This window comes from Vibrio sp. SCSIO 43009, from assembly GCF_023716525.1.
Classification (GTDB): domain Bacteria; phylum Pseudomonadota; class Gammaproteobacteria; order Enterobacterales; family Vibrionaceae; genus Vibrio; species Vibrio alginolyticus.
In genome coordinates, this window is the sequence record NZ_CP071842.1 from 296,343 (window position 1) to 317,560 (window position 21,218).

25 protein-coding genes are annotated in these 21,218 nt (G+C 45.6%); 17 read left to right on the plus strand and 8 right to left on the minus strand.

The genetic code is table 11. The features are described from left to right. Nucleotides 1-117 precede the first annotated feature (117 nt). From J4N43_RS01400 to J4N43_RS01420, 5 genes are all read right to left on the minus strand, one after another. Nucleotides 118-987 (minus strand): phosphoribulokinase, encoded by an 870-nt coding sequence (locus J4N43_RS01400; protein WP_005381434.1) that lies wholly within the window; start codon nt 985-987, stop codon nt 118-120. 125 nt (nt 988-1,112) lie between these two features. Next, nucleotides 1,113-1,325: a YheU family protein gene (locus J4N43_RS01405; protein ID WP_005382815.1), complete on the minus strand. Its 213-nt coding sequence runs from the start codon at nt 1,323-1,325 to the stop codon at nt 1,113-1,115. A 33-nt stretch (nt 1,326-1,358) separates the two neighbouring features. Continuing rightward, nucleotides 1,359-2,366 (minus strand): hydrolase, encoded by a 1,008-nt coding sequence (locus J4N43_RS01410; protein ID WP_033907159.1) that lies wholly within the window; start codon nt 2,364-2,366, stop codon nt 1,359-1,361. A gap of 87 nt (nt 2,367-2,453) precedes the next feature. Then, nucleotides 2,454-2,942, minus strand: coding sequence for a TIGR02444 family protein (locus J4N43_RS01415; protein WP_033907158.1), 489 nt, complete (start codon nt 2,940-2,942; stop codon nt 2,454-2,456). Next, nucleotides 2,939-4,858: an ABC transporter ATP-binding protein gene (locus J4N43_RS01420; protein WP_158159508.1), complete on the minus strand. Its 1,920-nt coding sequence runs from the start codon at nt 4,856-4,858 to the stop codon at nt 2,939-2,941. The genes J4N43_RS01415 and J4N43_RS01420 overlap by 4 nt, the downstream gene beginning before the upstream one ends. A gap of 209 nt (nt 4,859-5,067) precedes the next feature. Here J4N43_RS01420 and kefG point away from each other — a divergent pair, with 209 nt between their 5' ends. From kefG to J4N43_RS01445, 5 genes are all read left to right on the plus strand, one after another. Continuing rightward, nucleotides 5,068-5,661 (plus strand): glutathione-regulated potassium-efflux system ancillary protein KefG, encoded by a 594-nt coding sequence (gene kefG, locus J4N43_RS01425; protein WP_005381444.1) that lies wholly within the window; start codon nt 5,068-5,070, stop codon nt 5,659-5,661. Then, entirely contained in the window at nt 5,645-7,441 is a 1,797-nt protein-coding gene (gene kefB / locus J4N43_RS01430; RefSeq protein ID WP_017633740.1) for a glutathione-regulated potassium-efflux system protein KefB, read from the plus strand. The genes kefG and kefB overlap by 17 nt, the downstream gene beginning before the upstream one ends. Before the next feature lie 33 nt (nt 7,442-7,474). Then, the gene (locus tag J4N43_RS01435) at nt 7,475-7,675 is read left to right on the plus strand and encodes a YheV family putative zinc ribbon protein (protein WP_005381449.1); all 201 of its coding nucleotides are present in this window, start codon (nt 7,475-7,477) and stop codon (nt 7,673-7,675) included. A 92-nt stretch (nt 7,676-7,767) separates the two neighbouring features. Then, nucleotides 7,768-8,319, plus strand: coding sequence for a peptidylprolyl isomerase (gene slyD, locus J4N43_RS01440; RefSeq protein WP_005381451.1), 552 nt, complete (start codon nt 7,768-7,770; stop codon nt 8,317-8,319). Between the two features lie 131 nt (nt 8,320-8,450). Next, nucleotides 8,451-9,392, plus strand: a complete 942-nt coding sequence (locus J4N43_RS01445; RefSeq protein ID WP_031812779.1) for an isoaspartyl peptidase/L-asparaginase family protein — start codon at nt 8,451-8,453, stop codon at nt 9,390-9,392. 83 nt (nt 9,393-9,475) lie between these two features. On the opposite strand, the gene J4N43_RS01450 is transcribed toward J4N43_RS01445, so the two are convergent. Further along, a complete protein-coding gene (locus tag J4N43_RS01450; RefSeq protein ID WP_005381455.1) occupies nt 9,476-9,703 on the minus strand; it encodes a SlyX family protein in 228 nt (75 codons plus the stop codon). Further along, nucleotides 9,700-10,686 (minus strand): WD40 repeat domain-containing protein, encoded by a 987-nt coding sequence (locus J4N43_RS01455; protein ID WP_017633742.1) that lies wholly within the window; start codon nt 10,684-10,686, stop codon nt 9,700-9,702. The genes J4N43_RS01450 and J4N43_RS01455 overlap by 4 nt, the downstream gene beginning before the upstream one ends. 128 nt (nt 10,687-10,814) lie before the next feature. Here J4N43_RS01455 and fkpA point away from each other — a divergent pair, with 128 nt between their 5' ends. The 12 genes from fkpA (at nt 10,815) to J4N43_RS01515 (ending at nt 20,702) form a co-directional block, all read left to right on the plus strand. Beyond that, a complete protein-coding gene (gene fkpA / locus J4N43_RS01460) occupies nt 10,815-11,597 on the plus strand; it encodes an FKBP-type peptidyl-prolyl cis-trans isomerase (protein ID WP_017821751.1) in 783 nt (260 codons plus the stop codon). A gap of 143 nt (nt 11,598-11,740) precedes the next feature. Next, nucleotides 11,741-12,463 carry a helix-turn-helix transcriptional regulator gene (locus tag J4N43_RS01465; protein WP_005382804.1) on the plus strand — a complete coding sequence of 241 codons (723 nt, stop codon included), beginning with the start codon at nt 11,741-11,743 and terminating at the stop codon, nt 12,461-12,463. Next, on the plus strand, nt 12,460-12,855 hold the full coding sequence (gene tusD, locus J4N43_RS01470) for a sulfurtransferase complex subunit TusD (protein ID WP_053350707.1): 396 nt from the start codon (nt 12,460-12,462) through the stop codon (nt 12,853-12,855). Before J4N43_RS01465 ends, tusD begins: the two co-directional genes overlap by 4 nt. Beyond that, entirely contained in the window at nt 12,852-13,208 is a 357-nt protein-coding gene (gene tusC / locus J4N43_RS01475; protein ID WP_053350706.1) for a sulfurtransferase complex subunit TusC, read from the plus strand. The genes tusD and tusC overlap by 4 nt, the downstream gene beginning before the upstream one ends. Before the next feature lie 7 nt (nt 13,209-13,215). Continuing rightward, a complete protein-coding gene (gene tusB / locus J4N43_RS01480) occupies nt 13,216-13,491 on the plus strand; it encodes a sulfurtransferase complex subunit TusB (RefSeq protein ID WP_053350705.1) in 276 nt (91 codons plus the stop codon). 177 nt (nt 13,492-13,668) lie between these two features. Then, nucleotides 13,669-14,043: a 30S ribosomal protein S12 gene (rpsL, locus tag J4N43_RS01485; protein ID WP_004399892.1), complete on the plus strand. Its 375-nt coding sequence runs from the start codon at nt 13,669-13,671 to the stop codon at nt 14,041-14,043. A gap of 101 nt (nt 14,044-14,144) precedes the next feature. Continuing rightward, the gene (gene rpsG, locus J4N43_RS01490; RefSeq protein ID WP_005382796.1) at nt 14,145-14,615 is read left to right on the plus strand and encodes a 30S ribosomal protein S7; all 471 of its coding nucleotides are present in this window, start codon (nt 14,145-14,147) and stop codon (nt 14,613-14,615) included. Nucleotides 14,616-14,690: 75 nt separating this feature from the next. Then, nucleotides 14,691-16,790 (plus strand): elongation factor G, encoded by a 2,100-nt coding sequence (gene fusA, locus J4N43_RS01495; protein WP_005382794.1) that lies wholly within the window; start codon nt 14,691-14,693, stop codon nt 16,788-16,790. A gap of 153 nt (nt 16,791-16,943) precedes the next feature. Continuing rightward, nucleotides 16,944-18,128 (plus strand): elongation factor Tu, encoded by a 1,185-nt coding sequence (gene tuf, locus J4N43_RS01500; protein WP_005381361.1) that lies wholly within the window; start codon nt 16,944-16,946, stop codon nt 18,126-18,128. A gap of 331 nt (nt 18,129-18,459) precedes the next feature. Beyond that, complete coding sequence (locus tag J4N43_RS01505; protein WP_005381360.1) at nt 18,460-18,648, plus strand: (2Fe-2S)-binding protein; 189 nt, start codon at nt 18,460-18,462, stop codon at nt 18,646-18,648. 93 nt (nt 18,649-18,741) lie between these two features. Beyond that, complete coding sequence (gene bfr, locus J4N43_RS01510; protein WP_005381359.1) at nt 18,742-19,218, plus strand: bacterioferritin; 477 nt, start codon at nt 18,742-18,744, stop codon at nt 19,216-19,218. A gap of 206 nt (nt 19,219-19,424) precedes the next feature. Then, the gene (locus J4N43_RS01515) at nt 19,425-20,702 is read left to right on the plus strand and encodes a malic enzyme-like NAD(P)-binding protein (RefSeq protein WP_005381358.1); all 1,278 of its coding nucleotides are present in this window, start codon (nt 19,425-19,427) and stop codon (nt 20,700-20,702) included. Between the two features lie 112 nt (nt 20,703-20,814). Here the strand turns inward: J4N43_RS01515 and metJ are convergent, their stop codons facing one another. After that, nucleotides 20,815-21,135, minus strand: coding sequence for a met regulon transcriptional regulator MetJ (gene metJ / locus J4N43_RS01520; RefSeq protein ID WP_005381353.1), 321 nt, complete (start codon nt 21,133-21,135; stop codon nt 20,815-20,817). Nucleotides 21,136-21,218 lie beyond the last annotated feature (83 nt).

Sequence of the window (21,218 nt, forward strand, 5' to 3'; positions counted from 1 at the left end):
TAGTATCCTTTTTCGAAAACGATTTCTTGATTTTAATCGTGCCATGATTGAGATTTTGTAAGCAAAACTGTGCACATGATCACGGTATGAAAAGTAAACATCTTCGCAGGCAGGTTTTTAGCCAATTTTCCCTGTTTCGATGAGCTGTTGTAGGATAGGCCGAACTATGAGCTCCATTGCAAAGCTCATCTTACCGCCGGGTACGACAATCGTGTTGTGGCGTGACATGAATGAGCCATCAATCATGGCCAGCAGATATGGGAAGTCGACATTCTTGATACCGCGTAGGCGAATCACCACAAAACTCTCATCCAAACTAGGGATGCCTTTTGCATTAAGTGGGTTGGAAGTATCAACGGTCGGTACGCGCTGGAAGTTGATGTGAGTACGAGAAAACTGCGGAGTGATATAGTTGAGGTAATCGTCCATGGATCGCACGATTGAGTCCATTACCGCTTCACGCGAATGGCCGCGATCGCGAGTGTCACGTACGAATTTTTGTATCCACTCTAAGTTCACAATCGGCACCATGCCGATTAAGAAATCCACATGTTGAGCAACATTAACATCGCCATCGACCACGCCACCATGTAACCCTTCATAAAACAGCACGTCGCTGTTTTCGGGTAAGTCTTGCCACGGTGTAAACGTGCCTGGCATTTGATTGTAGGGAACCGCTTCGTCAAACGTGTGCAGATAACGGCGCACGCTGCCAGTGCCGTCATGCCCGAACTTACGGAAAAACTCTTCTAATCCCGGGAAGTCATTAGCTTGTGGGCCAAAGTAGCTAATGTGTCGACCTTGCTCGCGGGCTTTGCGGATTTCGATGTCCATCTCTGGGCGAGTAAAGCGATGGAAGCTATCGCCTTCAACCCATGCGGGTTTAACGTTCATCATATTGAACATTTTACGGAAGGCTTCAGATGTAGTGGTCGTGCCGGCACCGGACGAACCAGTAACCGCAATAATTGGGTGTTTAGCTGACATGACAAACCTTGTCGAAAATTACTTACCTGTAATGTGCAGTAGAGTTACTACTGCACGGTCGATATCCCACTATAGCACGTAACAATACCTTGTCATCGAGTGGGATACGGTAAAATGTGAAGGGTCTAAAATTTTGTTTTATGTTGAATATCGACGGTTTCGTGTAGCTCAGAGAACACGATAACCGCTTCACCTTTTTCCAATTGAGCTTTGACTTGATCAATTTTGTCTTGCAAAGAAACCTCGACGGTTCCGTAATCCGTTCCTTCGCGTAAGACGAATTCACGAATTAAGTTTTCCAATGTTTCCGGCGCAATGTCTTGCCATGGAATGATCATAAATACCTCTAACTTTTATGATGAGCGGCTAGTTTACTGCGTTCGTTGCTTGGATACAGCAGAAAGGTAATCTGCGGCGATACTTTCGTAATACGCGGGCAGCGCTTCCTCCAACCAAAACTTAGGTTTTAACGCCGTTCCTGTCAGGAAGCCAACATGGCCACCGTGTTCAAAGAGACGGTAATCAATGTTATCTGGCAGAACAAACTTCGGGATCACATCGTCGGTCATGAACGGATCGTCTTTGGCGTGAATGATCAGTGTCGGTAGCGTGATCTGTTGTAATTTACTTAAGCCTGAACATTGATCGTAATAATCTTGTGCGTCTTTAAAGCCATGCAATGGTGCGGTGATCAAATCATCGAATTCATACAGCCGTGTGACACGTTTTATTGAGTTGTAGGACAGCGCAAGCTCGCCGTGCAGTAGATGATGCTTTTGTAACGCGTTACGTTTCAGTGAAGAAAGCAGGTAACGGCGATACACTTTCGAAAAGCCTTGTTCAATACGGTTTGCACACGCCGCTAGGTCTAAAGGCGCTGAGATAATAGTCGCTGCATTCAAAATAGGGTGGTCTTTATATTGGGCTAAATAATTCGCCAACATGTTACCGCCAAGAGAAATACCAACTGCAACTTTGGGATTATCAGGAAAACGTTGTTCAAGGTGCTCTAGGAAGTAACGAGCATCCGTCACTTCTCCCGAGTGATAAGCTCGTGCTTTTTTGTTTGGTTTACCGCTGCAGCCACGAAAATGCATCATCACCGACAGCCATCCAGATTGAGCAAATGCATTCATTAGCCCATTGGCATAAGGGCTATAGAAGCACCCCTCTAACCCATGAAATAAAACAAAAATCGGCTTTTTTTGTGCAGGCTCTTGGGTTGGGTCCTCGCTCCACGCGAGATCGAGAAAGTCGCCATCGGATGTATCGAGGGTTTGCCAAATCGGCGTAAATAACGCTTTTTTGCGAATAAAACGCGGCAAAAGCGTTTGGAGATGCGGGTTTTTGATCCCGGCGGCTGCGAAAAATTGTGTCATACCTAACTGCTCTTATGCGGTCCTTCGGTGTCCGTTGAAGAACTTATTAATATAATCCTTTATAAAGATTATAGGTATTCTACAGATTTATGGGCGTTTTGGTGGTTGAATGTTTGGCACCGGAATAGCAAAGGCTTGCTGCAAATGCTCCCCACCGAGTTGACGACAGTATCTCAACGTCAGTGGGTCACCATCATTTTTGAGTAGTGCAAGTGAGTTAATGCAGTCCACCAAATCCGCTTGTTGCTGCTTTTCTAGTTGCAGCTCAAACTGCAAGGTCTCACGATACAAAGCGTCATTGACTTGAGACTTAAGGTGGCGACGAAGGTCGCGAAAGGAGTGAAGTAAAGTTTCGCTCCTACCTAGACAGTCTTGCACCAAGGGCCAGTCTTTTTCTTGGAAAATGAGTTGCTGCTCATCGAGCCATCTGAGCAGCAGGAGTAGGTTCACGTTACCGTGGTAGTTGTTTTGCAATGATAAGCACGCCTCTTTCACTTCTCGCACACCATAAAACTGCAGACTAAACTGCCAAAGGTGTTCTAGGGTGAGTGTGTATTCAGCGTGTTGATTACTCATTGATTAAACTCTAGCTCCATCTGCTCCAACGTTTCTTGAGCAGACATCCATTCCATTTCAATTTCTTCGAGCTCAGCCTTACTAGAAGCTTGAAGTGCCAGCACTTGGTTAAGTTTAGCTTTATTTTCGGCCGCATACAGTGAGTTGTCCGCCAATTGTTCTTCAGCTTCGGCCAGTGCAGCACCTAACTTATCCATTTTATTTTCTAGTTGTGTCAGCGTTTTGCGAATTGGCGCTGTCTGTTTTCGAAACTCTGCATCGCGACGTTTCTGCTCTTTTTTCGCTGCCGCGCTGTTGGCGCTATCTTTGGCTGGCTGTGCGGCTTGTGCTTCTTTGCGTTCCGCTCTTTGTTGCTCAGTTAACCACTTGTAGTAGTCGTTTAAGTCACCATCGAACGGAGCAACTTGTCGATCATGCACTAAATACAAGTCATCGGTCGTAGCACGCAATAGGTAACGGTCGTGCGAAACAATCACCATTGCACCTTCGAACGTTTGCAGTGCCATCGTAAGTGCTTGGCGCATGTCCAAGTCTAAGTGGTTGGTCGGTTCATCAAGTAGCAACAGGTTTGGCTTTTGCCACACAATTAAAGCCAATACCAAACGGGCTTTTTCGCCACCAGAAAACGGCGCAACTTTTTCTAGTGCTTTGTCACCTTGGAAGCCAAAGCTACCTAGGTAATCACGTAGCTGCTGTTCGGTTTGATCGGGTGCGATTTGCATCATGTGTTGCAGCGGCGTTTCTTCAGGATGAAGCGTTTCTAACTGGTGCTGAGCGAAGTAACCAATTTTCACGCCTTGTGAGTAAGTTAGGTCACCACCTTGCGCGTTAAGTTCACCAGAGAGCAGCTTGATTAAGGTCGATTTACCCGCACCATTACGGCCGAGTAGACCAATACGACTGCCAGGAACCAAGTTCAAGCGGATCTTCTCTAAGATGAGGTTGTCACCGTAACCTGCAGATACTTCATCCATCATCATGATTGGGTTTGGCAGCGCAGCTGGCTCACGGAATTGGAAGCTAAATGGGTTATCGAATTGAGCTGGCAGTACTTTTTCCATGCGCTCCAAAGCTTTGATACGGCTTTGGGCTTGGCGTGCTTTTGATGCTTTATAACGGAAGCGGTCGATGTAGCTTTGCATGTGCGACATCTGCTTCTGTTGCTTTTCAAACATCGCTTGTTGTAACACCATCTTTTGTGCGCGTTGGTTTTCGAATGACGAGTAGTTACCCGTGTATTCGTTCAGCTGCTGATTCTCGATGTGAATGATGCGACCAACAATTGGATCAAGGAAGTCTCGGTCGTGCGAGATCAGAATCAGCGTGCCAGGGTAGTTTTGTAGCCAACGCTCTAACCACATTACCGCGTCCAAATCCAAGTGGTTGGTTGGTTCGTCGAGTAGCAGTAGATCAGAACGACACAATAGCGCTTGAGCCAAGTTAAGACGCATACGCCAACCACCCGAGAATTGGGTCAAACTCCAACTCATTTGCTCTTGGCTGAACCCTAAACCATCGAGCAGTTCTGCCGCGCGAGCGCGAATGCTGTAACCACCAATGGTTTCAATTTTACCGTGTATCTCGGCAACTAGGGTTCCGTTGTCCTGCGTTTCTGCTTCTGCTAACTGCTTTTCGAGAGCGCGGTATTCGCGATCACCATCAATGACGTATTCCAGTGCAGTGCGCTCTAGCGCAGGCGTTTCCTGTGCGACCCAGGCCAACTCCCAGTGTTGAGGTTGGCTAAATGAGCCAGCATCAATTAACAGTTCATCTTTCAGTAGGGCAAACAGCGTTGATTTACCGCAGCCGTTTTTGCCCACAAGACCGACTTTATCGCCAGGGTGAATAGTCGCAGAAGCTTGGTCTAAAAGAGGTTTACCGCCACGCAGTAACTGAATATCAGAGAAGGTAATCATAAAGTTTTCATTCACTTTGCGCAGTGCGCGTTGCTTGGTTACATAGCGAAGTGGTTTCAATCGTTTTTAAAGCCACTTGGGTATATATCTAGCGGTGAATAGTAGGGGTATTGACCGGAAAAGTCGATTGATTCGCTTTAATTGCATTATGCTGTACAAAAAAGTATAACAATTTGATAACGGATAAAAATAACCACAAGGACGACCATTTGGCTGTTGCACCGTCTATTCTCCCAAAAGTTCTGGTCATTTATGCTCATCCAGAGCCACATAACTCGATTGCCAATCAAGTGATGATAAAAAAAGCTCAGTCGCTTGATCACGTCACTGTGCACGATCTTTACGGTGTTTACCCTGATTTCTTTATTGATGTGAATTACGAACATGAGTTGTTGCTCGCTCACGATGTGATCGTATTTCACCACCCACTTTATATGTATTCATGTCCAGCCCTATTAAAAGAGTGGCTAGACCGAGTGTTAGGTAAAGGCTTTGCATTTGGCGGAGGTGCGGCGCTAGAAGGAAAATACTGGCGCAGTGTCATTACAACAGGTGGTAAAGAAGAAGCCTTCAGCGCGAAGGGGTACAACAAATACCCACTTGAGCAAATCTTGCAACCGTTTGAACTGACGGCAGCCCTATGCCAAATGCACTGGATTGAACCACTGGTGTTGTATTGGTCAAGAAATGTTTCAGATATTGAACGCTACGAACATGCCGAGTTATACCGTGGATGGCTGAGTAACCCACTTGAAAACTGGCAAGCGGCAGATCGAGGAGGTCAGTATGGCGATCACCAGTGAGTTTCTTCAAAGCAGTGTGGTCTTTCTTTCGGCTGCGGTTATTGCGGTGCCGATTGCTCAGCGCCTTGGGCTTGGCTCGGTTTTAGGTTATTTACTCGCTGGTGTGTTGATTGGCCCATGGGGGCTTGGCTTAATTAGTGACGTTGATGCCATTTTGCATTTTGCCGAGCTTGGGGTTGTGTTGTTACTGTTTTTGATAGGGCTGGAATTAAACCCTAAAAAATTGTGGCAGATGCGAGGGCCGATTTTAGGTTTAGGCGGTGCGCAGGTTGTGGTCACGACCGCCGTGATTGGTAGTGTCGTCAGTATGTTTGGCGTAAGCATGCAAGTGAGTTTAGTTATCGGGATGGGGTTGGCGCTGTCCTCGACGGCGATTGCACTTAAAGTCATTGAAGAGCAAGGGCTTAATGGTACCGAAACGGGGCAATCTGGTTTTGCGGTGCTGCTCTTTCAAGATATTGCAGTGATCCCGATGCTGGCGATGTTGCCCTTGCTAGCAGGCGGGCATAGTGGTGGAAGTTGGTTGGATGTCTTCACTATTTTAGGCAGTGTGGTAGCACTGTTGATTGGTGGTCACTTTTTACTACGTCCGCTATTTCGTTTTGTCGTGATGAGCGGCGTTCGTGAGCTCTTTACCGTTGCTGCACTTTTAGTCGTGCTTGGCATTTCGGTCGTGATGCAAAAGCTCGGCCTTTCGATGGCATTGGGGACTTTTTTAGCAGGCGTTTTGCTGGCAGAGAGTGAGTATCGCCATGAGTTGGAAATCGCTATCGAGCCATTTAAAGGTCTGTTGTTGGGGTTATTCTTTATTGCGGTGGGCATGGCAGTAAACTTGGGGTTATTGGCATTACACCCTTTAGAGATTCTCGGTGCGGTGGTGGCTTTGGTCGTGGTTAAGGGTTTGGTTTTGTATGCATTGGCGAGAGCTGCCCGTGTCGGAGCCAAAGCGAGAAGCCGTATGGCTGCAATTTTGAGCCAAGGCGGTGAGTTTGCCTTTGTCATATTTACCGCGGCGAGCCAAGAGGGCATTTTGTCCAAAGAGCAAGTGGCGTTTCTGTTGGTGGTGGTCAGTCTATCCATGGTGACGACTCCTCTTTTGCTGATGGGACAAAAGAAGTGGTTTGCTCATACCCTCAATCAAGAAGAAGAGGGCATGACCACGAAAGTCGTGGATCGCCGACCACGCGTTATCATTGCAGGCTTTGGACGTTTCGGTCAGATCGTCGGACGTTTAATGTATGCCAATAAAATCAAAGTGACAGTATTAGAAAGTGATGCCAGCCAAATCCACCTATTACGTAAGTATGGTTACAAAGTGTTTTATGGCGATGCTACACAAATTGACCTATTGAGGGCTGCTGGCGCTGATAAAGCGGAAGCATTGATTATTTGTACTGATTCACCTGATGAGGTGATGGCCATCGTGGACATTTGTCGCGTGCACTTCCCGAAACTTAAGTTGTTAGCCCGAGCAAGAAGCCGTGTCGAGGCTTACCAGTTAATGAGTCATGGTGTAGAGAATTACTCTCGTGAAACATTTTTAGGGGCGCTAGATCTCGGTCGCCAAGCGCTCGTAGAACTGGGTATGCATCCTTATCAAGCAAAGCGGGCAGAAGCACATTTTCGCAAGTTGGATAATGCTATGCTTAAGGACTTATTGCCTCAACACAATGAAGATAAGAAATTAGCTCAAAGGGCGAAAGAGGCACGCAAAGAGCTAGAAGAAATATTTGGTCGTGAAATGGAGAGCGACCATCAGTCACCTAATCATTGGAAGTAGTACTTGAGCCAAGACTCAAGCTAAGGAAATAGCGTGAAAATCAAGAAACGTTTCATTGCCGGCGCTAGCTGCCCAAATTGCAGCCAGCAAGATACCCTGCGCTGGTGGATTGAAAATAACATCGAGTTAGTTGAGTGTGTCGAGTGTGAGTTTACAGAGCAGCGCAAACCACAATCTGTAGAGAAAAATAAACACTCAGATCAGGAAATGATCGGAATTTTTAAGCCGGAATAATTGAACTTCGATAATTGATCCCCATAATACACCCAGATATCTCAGTACTTAACCCCATTCAGGTTAAGTCAATTAATCTCCCTGGAGTTAGTATGAAAATTGAAAAGAACGTTGTTGCAAGCCTTGCATACAAAGTAATGATGGAAGACGGTGTCGTTGTTGATCAATCAACAGCAGAAGCACCTCTAGATTACCTTCACGGTCACAACAACCTAATCACAGGTCTTGAAAAAGAACTTGAAGGTAAAGTGGCTGGCGACAAGTTCTCAGTAACGGTAGCTCCTGAAGAAGCTTACGGTGAGCACAACGATGCGCTAGTACAGCGCGTTCCTGCGGACGTGTTCCAAGGCGTTGAGCAAATCGAAGTGGGCATGCGCTTCCTAGCTGACACTGACCAAGGTCCAATCCCTGTTGAAGTAACAGAAGTTGACGGCAACGAAGTGGTTGTTGACGGTAACCATATGTTAGCTGGTCAAACACTAACTTTCGAAGTAGAAGTTATGTCTACACGTGAAGCAACAGCAGAAGAGATCGAACACGGTCACATCCATCAAGGTGGTGGCTGTTGTGGTGGTCACGATCATGACCACGATCACGAAGAAGAAGGCGGCTGCTGTGGCGGCGGTAGCTGTGGTTCTCACTAATCATAAGCTCCTTCACTAGATAATCTAATCTAGCAAAGCTTTGAAAAGCGCAAGTTGAGTTTTCAACTTGCGCTTTTTGTTTATCTAAGGTGTAGTGCCAACCATACAAGGAATAACAGTTGGACAAAGCGATGACGAAACCTTTCTCGATTGCCATTCATGGTGGTGCGGGCACCATCTTGCGTGAACAGATGAGCGATGAGCTGCAACAATCCATCTTGGCGGATTTAGAAGCTGCGGTAAAAGCGGGACATCAAATTCTAGACACGGGCGGTGAAGCCTTAGATGCAGTCGTAGCGGCAGTGAAAGTATTGGAAGACTCTCCTAACTTTAATGCGGGTAAAGGCTCAGTGCTGACCAACAACGAAATGGTTGAAATGGACGCTTCTGTGATGGATGGGCGAAACCTTGCAGCAGGCGCGGTCGCTGGGGTTCGTCATATCAGAAACCCAATTGAGCTCGCTCGTGACGTGATGCGAAACAGCAATCATGTGCTGTTGGTGGGTGAGGGCGCAGAGAAGTTTGCTTTTGAGCAAGGCCATGAGTATACCGAGCAAGATTACTTCTTTACTGATCGCCGTTATGAGCAGTTGCTGTCTATGCGTGAGAAAGGACTGTTTGCTTTGTCGGAATCTCGTTACCCAGATGACCGTAAGCACGGTACGGTTGGTGCGGTAGCGTTAGATCAACAAGGCAACTTAGCCGCTGCCACCAGTACGGGTGGCGTGACGAATAAGAAATACAACCGAGTCGGAGATTCGGCTCTTATTGGTTGTGGTACGGTGGCCGAAAATGGCGTCGTGGCAGTTTCCACTACGGGTGTCGGCGAGTTCTTTATTCGTAAACGTGTTGCGGAAGACGTTGCAGCACGTATGCGTTACTTACAAGAAGATATTCATACGGCTTGTGAACACATTATCCAAGGTGATCTCAAACAGATGGGCGGAGAGGGCGGTTTGATTGCCATTGATGCTAAAGGTGAGATGCACTTTGCGATGAACAGTTCTGGCATGTACCGAGCAGGCATTAATACGCAAGGCGAGCTGAGCGTTAAAATCTACGCCGACGAATAGCTTCCTCTTGAGTACCTTCTTAAGTAATTAATACAACAAAGCCCAGAACATGTTCTGGGCTTTATGCTATTTGAGCCTGCATTTTAATAATGCGGTGGTGGGGTTTCTTCTGACGGATCGGCTAAATTCGACGAGTCCATATTTTTTACTTTACCTACCACATATTTCATCTGATCGAGCATCTTGGTAATTTGCAGTTGTTGCTGCGATAAAGCTCCGTTCAGATCTTCAATAGTCTGTTCTTGGAACGCAAGCTGACATTCTAAGTCATTAATGCGTGCTTCCAATTGCTGAATGATTTTTTCTGTCATGATCCGTTCTCTAACTGCCAAGCTTGGGCAATACCTGCTGAAGTAGCAGTAATTACGCGTTGTTTTGAATCAAAGGCTGCATCATACACGACCGCACGGGGAGGGCGAGTGTCTTTTTTGGGCTCCACTTCAAATCCACTCATTCGTTTTCCGGTTTGAGTATCCCATATCGACACACGGCCAGAAGGGCTTCCTGTGACTAGTTGAGTCCCGTCGTCAGAAAATCGTGCGGTAGAGAAAATTAATTGGCGTGACCAACTGCTCAACTGTGTGACTTCTTGTCCAGTTTTTAAATTCCAAACAATCGCTTGGTTTCCGCCATCAGATGTCATTGCTAATTTTCCATCTCTTTGCAGGGCCACGCGAACAATTCGTTGTTCATGTTCGAAGGTTCGTAGTACTTGTCCGGTTTCGGTATCCCACAGATACGCTTTATAGTCATTACCTCCGGTTAGGGCGAAGCGCCCATTAGGAGAAATGGCCACGGAATTGACTTTTTCACGATGCGCAAGGAACTCCATGCGACGCCCGGTGACTAAGTTGACATAAATTGCTTTACCGTTGGATAACCCAAGCAGAACTTGTTCACCATTACTGGTGATATCAACGTCGCGAATGAGCGCATCAGAGATAGACCAAAGGCCTTCGGATTGCGTCCAGCCTAGGTCCCAAACTGCGAAGTTCATTTGGCTTGCTGTAATTGCGTAGCGACCATTGTCAGATATGCGGATATGGGAAACCACATTGGCATCGGCATCGAGTTCACCCAGGTTGGCTAGTTGTTCATTTTGCTCTAGGTCCCACAACATCAAATGACGTTGTTGAGAATAGAGCAGAGCAAACCGTCCATCTCTGCTAAGTGCGAAGCTCGTCGCACCTTGAGGTTCTATCGGCCAACGCTGCACTTCACGCTCGGCGAAAAAGCAACCATTTAACGTGGTGATGACAATTAAATATAGGAATAAATGAAAAATTCTTTGCATCACATCTAATAATCCGGTTTGTGTCTTAAGACATATAGCTAGTATATTGGTATAACGATTGTCTTCACTAGTCTCATAGAAGATTTGTGCACAACAACCAATGGCAGAGCCATTATTGGGAGAATTTAATGAAATCAGTTTTAAAAGTGTCGCTACTTGCTGCAACAGTTATGCTAGCGGTAGGTTGTCAGAAAGAAGAAACTAAAACAGAAACCGCACCTCAAGCAGAACAAGTTCAAGCAGAAACCGGTAAAGCGGTTCACTTTAAAACCGACGACGACAAAGCGGCATACGCAATCGGTGTTTCATTTGCTAACTACCTAAGCACAAGCATCGACAAGCCAAGCGAAATCGGCATTAATCTTAACAAAGATTTGGTACTAAAAGGTATCGAAGACGTCTTCAAAGGCAATGCTGAATTGAATGAAGAAGAAACACGTGCAGCACTAGAATCTCTAGACAAGCGTGTTGCAGAAAAGATGCAAGCACAAGCGGCTGAGAAAGCAGCTGAAGCGAAAAAAGCTGGCGATGATTTCCGAGCTGAGTTTGAGAAGCAAGAAGGCGTAGTGAAGACAGATACAGGTCTTCTATACCAAGTAATGACACCAGCTGAAGGTGAGAAGCCAAAAGACACTGATACGGTTCAAGTACACTACAAAGGTACTCTGATCGACGGTACTCAGTTCGACAGCTCATACGATCGTGGTGAACCTGCAACGTTCCCACTTAACCGTGTAATCCCAGGTTGGACAGAGGGTGTTCAGCTAATGCCAGTGGGTTCTAAATTCAAATTCGTTATCCCGCCAGAGCTAGCATACGGTGACCAAGACACACCAAGCATTCCTGCTAACTCAACGCTAGTATTTGAAGTTGAGCTGCTAAAAGTTGAGAACGACAACGCAGAGCAATAACAATAAGCTGCGATAAGTTATTGAAAAAGGTCCGTTTAACGGGCCTTTTTTGTTCTAGGTCACTAGTTGGTGAGTTTGCTAGGTTGCTTTTCAAATTTTCTGATAAACTTACACCAATTTGTTGATTTTTCGCTCGAAGGCTTATGACAACTACAGAAACAATAAACGCGGAGATGTTGCTCGAAATGGAATCCGTTAACGTGATGCCGTTTACCGAGCACGACAAAATCATTTTAAGATCTTATGAGGCGGTCGTGGATGGTATCGCCAGCCTGATAGGTCCATTTTGTGAAATCGTTCTTCACTCTCTAGAAGACTTAAATACCTCTGCAATTAAAATCGCTAACGGTGAAAACACGGGGCGCCAAGTCGGCTCACCAATCACTGATTTAGCGCTTAAGATGCTAAAAGACATCGAAGGCTCGGAGCGCAACTTCTCACGTTCGTACTTTACCCGTGCAAAAGGTGGCGTGTTGATGAAGTCGATTACTGTCGCCATTCGTAATGGCGAAAATCGCGTGATTGGTTTGTTGTGTATCAACGTCAACTTGGATGCGCCTTTCTCGCAAGTTCTTCAGTCTTTCATGCCGACGCAAGAAGCGAAAGAAGCGGCTTCCTCGGTCAACTTTGCTAGTGACGTAGAAGAGCTGGTGGACCAAACTGTTGAACGCACCATCGAAGAGATCAATGCGGATAAATCCGTGTCTAACAACACCAAAAATCGCCAGATCGTGATGGAGTTGTACGACAAAGGTATCTTCGATATTAAAGATGCCATCAACCGTGTCGCGGATCGCCTTAATATTTCAAAACACACCGTTTACTTGTACATTCGTCAACGTAAAACCGAGGATGATGAAAGGTGAGTAAACTGACTTATACGTTAGTGGTGAATGGTCCCGTTTATGGCAGCCAGTCAGCGCGCAGTGCTTATCAGTTCGCCAAAGCGGTGATAGAGCAAGGCCATCAGCTAGTGAGCGTCTTCTTTTATCAAGATGGTGTGACTAATGGTACTGCCTTGAGTGTGCCAGCCAACGATGAATTTGATCTCAATAAGGCGTGGCAGTCTTTGGCTAAAGAGCATAGTGTTCGCCTAGAAACTTGTGTCGCGGCCGCTTTGCGTCGCGGGATTGTAAGTGAAGAAGAAGCGAATCAACATGGTTTGGTTCAGAACAATCTAGCCGATGGTTTTGAACAAGCAGGCTTAGGTAGCCTAGCTGAAGCGATGTTAACCCAAGACAGAGTGGTACAGTTTTGAGTCAGTTAACTTATCTATTTCGTAGTGCGCCACATGGCAGTGCAGCTGGTCGTGAAGGTGTGGATGCACTGTTAGCCGCGTCGGCTTACTGTGAAGATATCAGCGTCATTTTCATGGGTGACGGGGTATACCAGCTTCTACTCGGACAAGACCCCAACAATATTTTGAGTAAAGATTACGCGCCGATGTTAAAGCTTTTCGATTTATACGACATCGAACAAGTCTTTGTGTGTTCAGAGTCGTTAACCCAGCGAGGTTTGGCGCAAGCGGATTTAGTCATTGAGGCCCAAGCGTTAAGCTCAGAACAGCTCAAAGATAAGTTACGACACGCTGGCAAGCTACTGTCTTTTTGAGGAAGTTATGTTACACATCATAAAAACAGTCTCTGCTCTAGAAGACGCTATGCCCTTATGCAGTGAACAGGATGACATCTTACTTATAGAAGATGCAGTGTACGCTGCTAACTCGCAACATAAAGCATTTTCCCACCTAAAAAACCGCAGCGTATTTGTGTTAGAGAGCGATACTCAAGCTCGCGGTATTGCAAATCGTATCAGTCCATCGCTGACGATTGTGAATTACTCAGGCTTCGTTGAGCTAACAGCAAATCAGGATAAATCCCTAACTTGGGATTGAACAAGATTTGCTGTCGACAAAGCTTTACGGATGAATTGTTCTAATTGAACAAAAAAGATCCGTATATTTCTTGACACACCTCTCACTGCTGCATAGAATTTTGCGTCCCTAACTGCATTGGCAGTTGGGGATAGATTTTTCACAAAGCTTACTTTCAAGTAAATCAGGAGCTAGTTAATGGCAACTATTAACCAGTTGGTACGTAAGCCACGTGCAAAGCAAGTTGTTAAAAGCAACGTGCCTGCACTAGAAGCGTGCCCACAAAAACGTGGTGTATGTACTCGTGTTTACACTACTACACCTAAAAAACCTAACTCAGCACTTCGTAAAGTTTGTCGTGTACGTCTGACAAACGGCTTCGAAGTTACATCGTACATCGGCGGTGAAGGTCACAACCTTCAAGAGCACTCAGTTGTTCTAATCCGTGGTGGTCGTGTTAAAGACCTTCCAGGTGTGCGTTACCACACTGTTCGCGGCGCACTAGACTGTGCTGGCGTAAATGACCGTAAACAAGGTCGTTCTAAGTACGGTGTGAAGCGTCCTAAGTCTTAATGGATTCCGTTAAGTAAGGCCAAACACTAAATTATTTTTAATTTTTTGAAAAAACTGAAAAGTTTTGGATAAAACCTGAAGAAGACAACGGAGATAAATCCATGCCACGTCGTCGCGTCATTGGTCAGCGTAAGATCCTTCCAGATCCAAAATTCAAATCTGAATTGCTGGCAAAATTCGTTAACATCCTAATGGTTGACGGTAAAAAATCTACTGCAGAGAAAATCGTTTACACTGCACTAGATGCTATGGCTGAAAAGTCTGGTAAAGACCACTTAGCTATTTTTGAAGAAGCTCTTGAAAACGTTCGCCCAGCGGTAGAGGTTAAATCTCGCCGTGTTGGTGGTTCAACTTACCAAGTACCTGTAGAAGTACGTCCGGTTCGCCGTAACGCACTTGCTATGCGTTGGTTGGTTGAAGCTGCGCGCAAGCGTGGTGAAAAATCTATGGCTCAACGCCTAGCTGCTGAAATGCTAGACGCGTCTGAGAACAAAGGTACTGCGGTTAAGAAACGTGAAGACGTTCACCGCATGGCTGACGCAAACAAAGCGTTCGCTCATTACCGTTGGTAATACCTTCTGTGCTGCGAGGTTCTCTCGCAGCACTTTTCTATACTCTAAGGTACACCTTAGTAAGAGGATACAATCGTGGCTCGTAAAACTCCTATTGAGCTCTACCGTAATATCGGTATCTGTGCTCACGTAGATGCAGGAAAAACAACCACAACTGAGCGTATTCTGTTCTACACTGGCCTTTCTCACAAAATCGGCGAAGTTCACGATGGTGCAGCAACCATGGACTGGATGGAGCAGGAGCAGGAGCGTGGTATCACTATCACATCCGCTGCGACTACTACATTCTGGCGTGGTATGGAAGCACAGTTCCCTGAGCATCGCGTAAACATCATTGATACCCCTGGACACGTTGACTTTACTATCGAAGTAGAGCGTTCTCTTCGTGTACTTGATGGTGCTGTGGTTGTGTTCTGTGGCTCATCTGGTGTTGAACCTCAGTCTGAAACTGTATGGCGTCAAGCAGACAAATACCACGTTCCACGTTTGGTATTTGTAAACAAGATGGACCGTGCGGGCGCAGACTTCCTACGCGTTGTGAACCAAATTAAGAATCGTCTTGGTGCGACTCCTGTTCCAATCCAGCTGAACGTTGGTGCGGAAGATGAGTTCAGAGGTGTCATCGACCTTATCAAGATGAAAATGATCAACTGGAATGATGCCGATCAAGGCACTTCGTTTACTTACGAAGACATCCCAGCTGACATGATTGAACTTGCTGAAGAGTGGCGCAACCACATGGTTGAATCCGCTGCTGAAGCTAGCGAAGAGCTGATGGACAAGTACCTTGAAGAAGGTGAATTGACTGAAGCTGAGCTCAAACAAGCTTTACGTACTCGCACACTAAATAACGAAATCGTACTGGCTACTTGTGGTAGTGCGTTTAAGAACAAAGGTGTTCAAGCGGTACTGGATGCAGTAGTTGAGTTCTTGCCATCGCCAGTTGACGTACCTGCAATTAAAGGTGTCGACGAAAGAGAAAATGAAGTTGAGCGTCATGCTGACGACAACGAACCTTTCTCTGCGCTAGCGTTTAAGATTGCGACTGACCCATTCGTGGGCACGTTAACTTTCATGCGTGTTTACTCCGGTGTTGTAAACTCGGGTGACGCTGTTTACAACTCAGTAAAAGAGAAGAAAGAGCGTTTCGGTCGTATCGTTCAGATGCATGCGAATAAGCGTGAAGAAGTGAAAGAAGTTCGCGCTGGTGATATTGCAGCTGCTATCGGTCTGAAAGACGTAACCACAGGTGACACGCTGTGTGATCAGAACCACAAAGTGATTCTAGAGCGCATGGAGTTCCCTGAACCAGTTATTCAGATTGCTGTAGAGCCTCGTTCTAAGGCAGACCAAGAGAAAATGGCTATCGCGCTAGGTAAACTAGCAGCGGAAGATCCATCATTCCGCGTGGAAACGGACGACGAATCAGGTCAGACTCTGATCTCAGGTATGGGTGAACTTCACCTAGACATTATCGTTGATCGTATGAAGCGTGAATTCAGCGTTGATTGTAACGTTGGTAAACCTCAGGTTGCTTACCGTGAAACCATTCGTGGTAAAGCGGAAGTTGAAGGTAAGTTTGTTCGTCAATCAGGTGGTCGTGGTCAATACGGTCATGTTTGGGTCAAACTTGAGCCTTCTGAGCCTGGTGAAGGTTTCGTATTCGTAGACGAAATCGTGGGCGGTGTGATTCCTAAGGAATACATCAGTTCGGTATCGAAAGGTATCGAAGAGCAAATGAATAGTGGTGTTCTAGCGGGTTACCCTGTACTAGATATTAAAGCTACACTATTTGATGGTTCTTACCACGATGTAGACTCAAGCGAGATGGCGTTTAAGATCGCTGGCTCGATGGCATTCAAGAAAGGTGCACTAGAAGCACAACCTGTGATTCTAGAACCTATGATGAATGTCGAAGTAACCACTCCGGAAGACTGGATGGGTGACGTTGTTGGTGACCTAAACCGTCGTCGCGGTATCATTGAAGGCATGGACGAAGGTGTGGCTGGTCTTAAGATCATCCGTGCTCAAGTACCACTATCCGAAATGTTCGGTTACGCAACTGATCTACGTTCTGCAACTCAAGGCCGTGCGTCTTACTCTATGGAGTTTCACGAGTACGCTGAAGTGCCGAAAAACTTCGCAGATAAAATTATTGCAGAGCGTGGTTACTAATTGACGATTGAACTGCAAAAAGTTTACGACTTTTTGCGAGATCAGGGCGTCCAAATATTGCGCTAACGGGCGTTGGCGCATAAAATAACAATTTCTGGCGCGTCGTCGATCAATAATGATCACGACGAATCATAACTAGGAAGGAACACGATCGTGTCTAAAGAAAAATTTGAACGTACGAAACCGCACGTTAACGTTGGTACTATCGGCCACGTTGACCACGGTAAAACAACTCTAACTGCAGCTATCTGTACTACTCTTGCTAAAGTTTACGGCGGTGTAGCTAAAGACTTCGCATCTATCGATAACGCTCCAGAAGAGCGTGAGCGCGGTATCACAATCGCAACTTCTCACGTTGAGTACGACACTCCATCACGCCACTACGCACACGTTGACTGTCCAGGACACGCTGACTATGTTAAAAACATGATCACTGGTGCTGCACAGATGGACGGTGGTATCCTAGTTGTTGCTGCGACAGATGGCCCAATGCCACAAACTCGTGAGCACATCCTACTAGGCCGTCAGGTTGGTATCCCATACATCATCGTATTCATGAACAAATGTGACATGGTTGACGATGAAGAGCTACTAGAACTAGTAGAAATGGAAGTTCGTGAACTTCTATCTGAATACGATTTCCCAGGTGATGACCTACCAGTTATCCAAGGTTCTGCACTAGGCGCACTAAACGGCGAAGAGCAGTGGGAAGCGAAAATCGTTGAACTAGCAGAAGCTCTAGATACTTACATCCCTGAGCCAGAGCGTGCGGTAGATCAGCCATTCCTAATGCCTATCGAAGACGTATTCTCAATCCAAGGTCGTGGTACAGTAGTAACTGGCCGTATCGAGCGTGGTATCCTAACTGTAGGTGACGAAGTTGCTATCGTAGGTATCAAAGACACTACTACAACTACATGTACTGGTGTTGAGATGTTCCGTAAGCTTCTAGACGAAGGCCGTGCAGGTGAGAACGTTGGTGCACTTCTACGTGGTACTAAGCGTGACGAAGTTGAACGTGGTCAAGTACTAGCTAAGCCTGGTTCAATCACTCCACACACTAAGTTCGAATCAGAAGTATACGTACTGTCTAAAGATGAAGGTGGTCGTCACACTCCATTCTTCAAAGGCTACCGTCCACAGTTCTACTTCCGTACAACTGACGTAACTGGTGACATCCAGCTACCAGACGGCGTAGAAATGGTAATGCCAGGCGACAACGTACAGATGACTGTAGAGCTAATCGCACCAATCGCAATGGACGAAGGTCTACGTTTCGCGATCCGTGAAGGTGGCCGTACAGTAGGTGCTGGTGTTGTTGCTAAGATCTTCGACTAATTCATAACGAATTAAACGAAATCTTGCACTGTTCTTCTTTTTGAAGAAAGCGCATCGAAAAGGGAAGCTTAGGCTTCCCTTTTTCATTTCTAGATTACATTTAGTTATAAGTGTTGAAATAAAAGACGTCACTTTTTCGATTTAAAAACAGAGTTTTACCGGCTTTGTTTCTTAACGCTTTTACTCACCCCTCTTAACCCTTTGATCTTTTCCTGCAGCGGTAAAATCTTTATAACCAAATATTCTGAGCGGACACCATAATGCGACTGGTAACAAGAACTATTCTTGTTTATATTGTTTGTCACAGATTAGTTTTATAGGTTTTTTGAGTATGTACGTTTGTCTTTGCCATGGTGTCTCCGACAAAAAAATTAGGAAGTTGGCGATAGATGAAGGCGTAACAGATATTAAAGGAATTAAAAAGTGCACGGCATTGGGCAGCCAATGTGGTAAGTGCATCAGACAGGCCAAGGAAATTTTAGCGGAAACTAGTTACACGGAATTTAAACAAGCCAGCTAATTGCTGTAAGTATGCAGTAATTATTTGCCTTACATTTTGACACCTTCTCATTTGCTTCTACATTTAAATGAAGCCAAAGAGGAGGGTTTTGTCATGAAAGGCGATCCAATCATCATTCAACATCTCAATAAAGTGCTCGGTAACGAGCTCGTCGCTATTAATCAGTATTTTCTTCACGCCCGAATGTATAAAGACTGGGGCTTAAAGCACCTAGCAGACAAGGAATATCACGAATCTATCGATGAGATGAAGCATGCCGATCATCTAATTGAGCGTATTTTGTTCCTTGAAGGCCTACCGAACCTACAAGATTTAGGTAAGTTGATGATTGGTGAAGATACCAAGGAAATGCTCGAGTGTGACTTAAAGCTTGAAATGGCGGCTATTCCAGATTTAAAAGATGCGATTGCCTACGCTGAAGACATTCGAGATTATGTGTCTCGAGATCTCTTCCAAGATATTCTTGAAGATGAAGAAGAACATGTTGATTGGCTAGAGACGCAACTTGGCTTGATTGAAATGTCTGGTATTGAGAATTATCTCCAAGCGCAATACGTGGACGAAGAGTAACGATACTTTCTGAGTTTGCATACTCCAATAATAGTAAGAAGAAAGAGCACCTGACTCGAAAATCAGGTGCTTAACCCCGTTATCTGGTCTAATCTCTTTTATTATCGGCTTTTTAAGGATATTGCTCGCAATCTTGCCTATGAAGTTTGATTTCTATCCGATAGAATTTATGCCCCCTTACCTAAAAATAAAAAAGAGAAACGTCCATGTCTGAAGACAACCACCAAGCAGCCACTCCAGAAGAAGAACATCGCCAAAAAGCATTGGATTACCATGCTTATCCAACTCCAGGAAAGATTGCTGTCGAACTTACAAAGCCTGCGGAAACGGCGGGTGATCTTGCCCTTGCTTACAGCCCTGGTGTTGCAGAGCCAGTGCGTGAAATCGCACAAAACCCGGATAACGTGTACAAGTACACTGCAAAAGGGAACATGGTTGCTGTTATTTCTAACGGTACCGCTATTCTAGGTCTAGGTAACCTAGGTCCACTTGCATCTAAGCCAGTGATGGAAGGTAAAGCGTTACTGTTTAAGCGTTTCGCAGGTCTTGACTCTATTGATATTGAAGTTAAGCACCGCACGATCGATGAATTTGTTGATACTGTTGCGAGCATTGCAGACACTTTTGGCGGTATCAACCTTGAAGATATTAAAGCACCAGACTGTTTTGAGATTGAAAAGCGTCTGATTGAGCGTTGTGATGTACCAGTATTCCACGATGATCAACATGGTACTGCTATTGTAACGGCAGCGGGTATGCTGAATGCAATCGAACTTCAAGGTAAGAAACTTGAAGATTCAACAATTGTTTGTCTTGGCGCTGGCGCTGCCGCCGTAGCGTGTATGGAGCTTCTGATCAAATGCGGTGCAATGCGCGAAAAAATCTACATGCTAGATCGCAAAGGTGTGATTCACACTCGTCGTGATGACCTTAATGAATATAAGCAGTTATTTGCGAACAATACAGATAAGCGCACACTAGAAGACGTAATTGAAGGTGCAGATCTGTTCCTAGGTGTATCTGGTCCAAACCTGTTGCCAGCGGAAGCGTTGAAGTTGATGGCTGATAAGCCAATCGTATTCGCATGTTCTAACCCGGATCCTGAAATCAAGCCGGAACTTGCTCACGCAGTTCGTGATGACTTGATCATGGGTACTGGCCGTAGTGATTATCCTAACCAAGTTAACAACGTATTGTGTTTCCCATTCATTTTCCGCGGTGCTCTTGATGTGCGTGCAAGTGAAATCAATGATGAAATGAAACTTGCAGCCGTTGAGGCGATTCGTGAGCTAGCAAAAGAGCCTGTACCTGAAGCCGTATTGAAGGCTGCAGGTGTTGATAAGCTAGAGTTTGGTGCGGACTATATTATTCCAAAACCAATGGATTCACGTTTGCTACCACGTGTTGCAAAAGCGGTTGCTCAGGCGGCGGTTAATTCAGGTGTAGCTCGTATCGAGATGCCTGAAAACTACATGGCAGAGTAATATATCTTTCAGATGTGATACACAAAAATGGGACGCTATTGCGTCCCATTTTTTATGTCATTCATTTGGCTCGAGGCAAGAGTTATTACCTGAAACCTCTTATCAGGCTTTTTTATTCTTCGTCGAATGACTCAAATTCGATGCCCATTTCCGTCATCAGCGCTTTTACTTCTGTTGGAATATCATCAGGACGGTCTTTACGAAGGTCTTCATCTGTCGGAAGTGGCTGACCTGTGTACGCGTGCAAAAATGCCTCGCATAGCAATTCGCTATTGGTTGCATGGCGTAAGTTATTGATCTGACGGCGAGTACGCTCATCAGTTAGCACCTTTAAAACTTTTAGCGGGATAGAGACGGTAATTTTTTTTACTTGTTCGCTTTTTTTGCCGTGCTCTGCATATGGGCTAATGTATTCGCCATTCCAGTCAGCCATTGCACACCTTCATTTATGTAATCGGTTAAAAATAATTTAGGTGCTGATTTTAGCTGCATTTACCGCCATAAGCAAAGACATAT

Excerpts from the sequence above, each read along its gene's own strand:
- J4N43_RS01400 (WP_005381434.1), bottom strand. The coding sequence starts at position 987 with ATGTCAGCTAAACACCCAATTATTGCGGTTACTGGTTCGTCCGGTGCC.
- J4N43_RS01405 (WP_005382815.1), bottom strand. The coding sequence starts at position 1,325 with ATGATCATTCCATGGCAAGACATTGCGCCGGAAACATTGGAAAACTTA.
- J4N43_RS01410 (WP_033907159.1), bottom strand. The coding sequence starts at position 2,366 with ATGACACAATTTTTCGCAGCCGCCGGGATCAAAAACCCGCATCTCCAA.
- J4N43_RS01415 (WP_033907158.1), bottom strand. The coding sequence starts at position 2,942 with ATGAGTAATCAACACGCTGAATACACACTCACCCTAGAACACCTTTGG.
- J4N43_RS01420 (WP_158159508.1), bottom strand. The coding sequence starts at position 4,858 with ATGATTACCTTCTCTGATATTCAGTTACTGCGTGGCGGTAAACCTCTT.
- kefB (WP_017633740.1), top strand. The coding sequence starts at position 5,645 with ATGGCGATCACCAGTGAGTTTCTTCAAAGCAGTGTGGTCTTTCTTTCG.
- slyD (WP_005381451.1), top strand. The coding sequence starts at position 7,768 with ATGAAAATTGAAAAGAACGTTGTTGCAAGCCTTGCATACAAAGTAATG.
- J4N43_RS01445 (WP_031812779.1), top strand. The coding sequence starts at position 8,451 with ATGACGAAACCTTTCTCGATTGCCATTCATGGTGGTGCGGGCACCATC.
- J4N43_RS01450 (WP_005381455.1), bottom strand. The coding sequence starts at position 9,703 with ATGACAGAAAAAATCATTCAGCAATTGGAAGCACGCATTAATGACTTA.
- J4N43_RS01455 (WP_017633742.1), bottom strand. The coding sequence starts at position 10,686 with ATGCAAAGAATTTTTCATTTATTCCTATATTTAATTGTCATCACCACG.
- fkpA (WP_017821751.1), top strand. The coding sequence starts at position 10,815 with ATGAAATCAGTTTTAAAAGTGTCGCTACTTGCTGCAACAGTTATGCTA.
- J4N43_RS01465 (WP_005382804.1), top strand. The coding sequence starts at position 11,741 with ATGACAACTACAGAAACAATAAACGCGGAGATGTTGCTCGAAATGGAA.
- tusB (WP_053350705.1), top strand. The coding sequence starts at position 13,216 with ATGTTACACATCATAAAAACAGTCTCTGCTCTAGAAGACGCTATGCCC.
- rpsL (WP_004399892.1), top strand. The coding sequence starts at position 13,669 with ATGGCAACTATTAACCAGTTGGTACGTAAGCCACGTGCAAAGCAAGTT.
- rpsG (WP_005382796.1), top strand. The coding sequence starts at position 14,145 with ATGCCACGTCGTCGCGTCATTGGTCAGCGTAAGATCCTTCCAGATCCA.
- J4N43_RS01505 (WP_005381360.1), top strand. The coding sequence starts at position 18,460 with ATGTACGTTTGTCTTTGCCATGGTGTCTCCGACAAAAAAATTAGGAAG.
- bfr (WP_005381359.1), top strand. The coding sequence starts at position 18,742 with ATGAAAGGCGATCCAATCATCATTCAACATCTCAATAAAGTGCTCGGT.
- J4N43_RS01515 (WP_005381358.1), top strand. The coding sequence starts at position 19,425 with ATGTCTGAAGACAACCACCAAGCAGCCACTCCAGAAGAAGAACATCGC.
- metJ (WP_005381353.1), bottom strand. The coding sequence starts at position 21,135 with ATGGCTGACTGGAATGGCGAATACATTAGCCCATATGCAGAGCACGGC.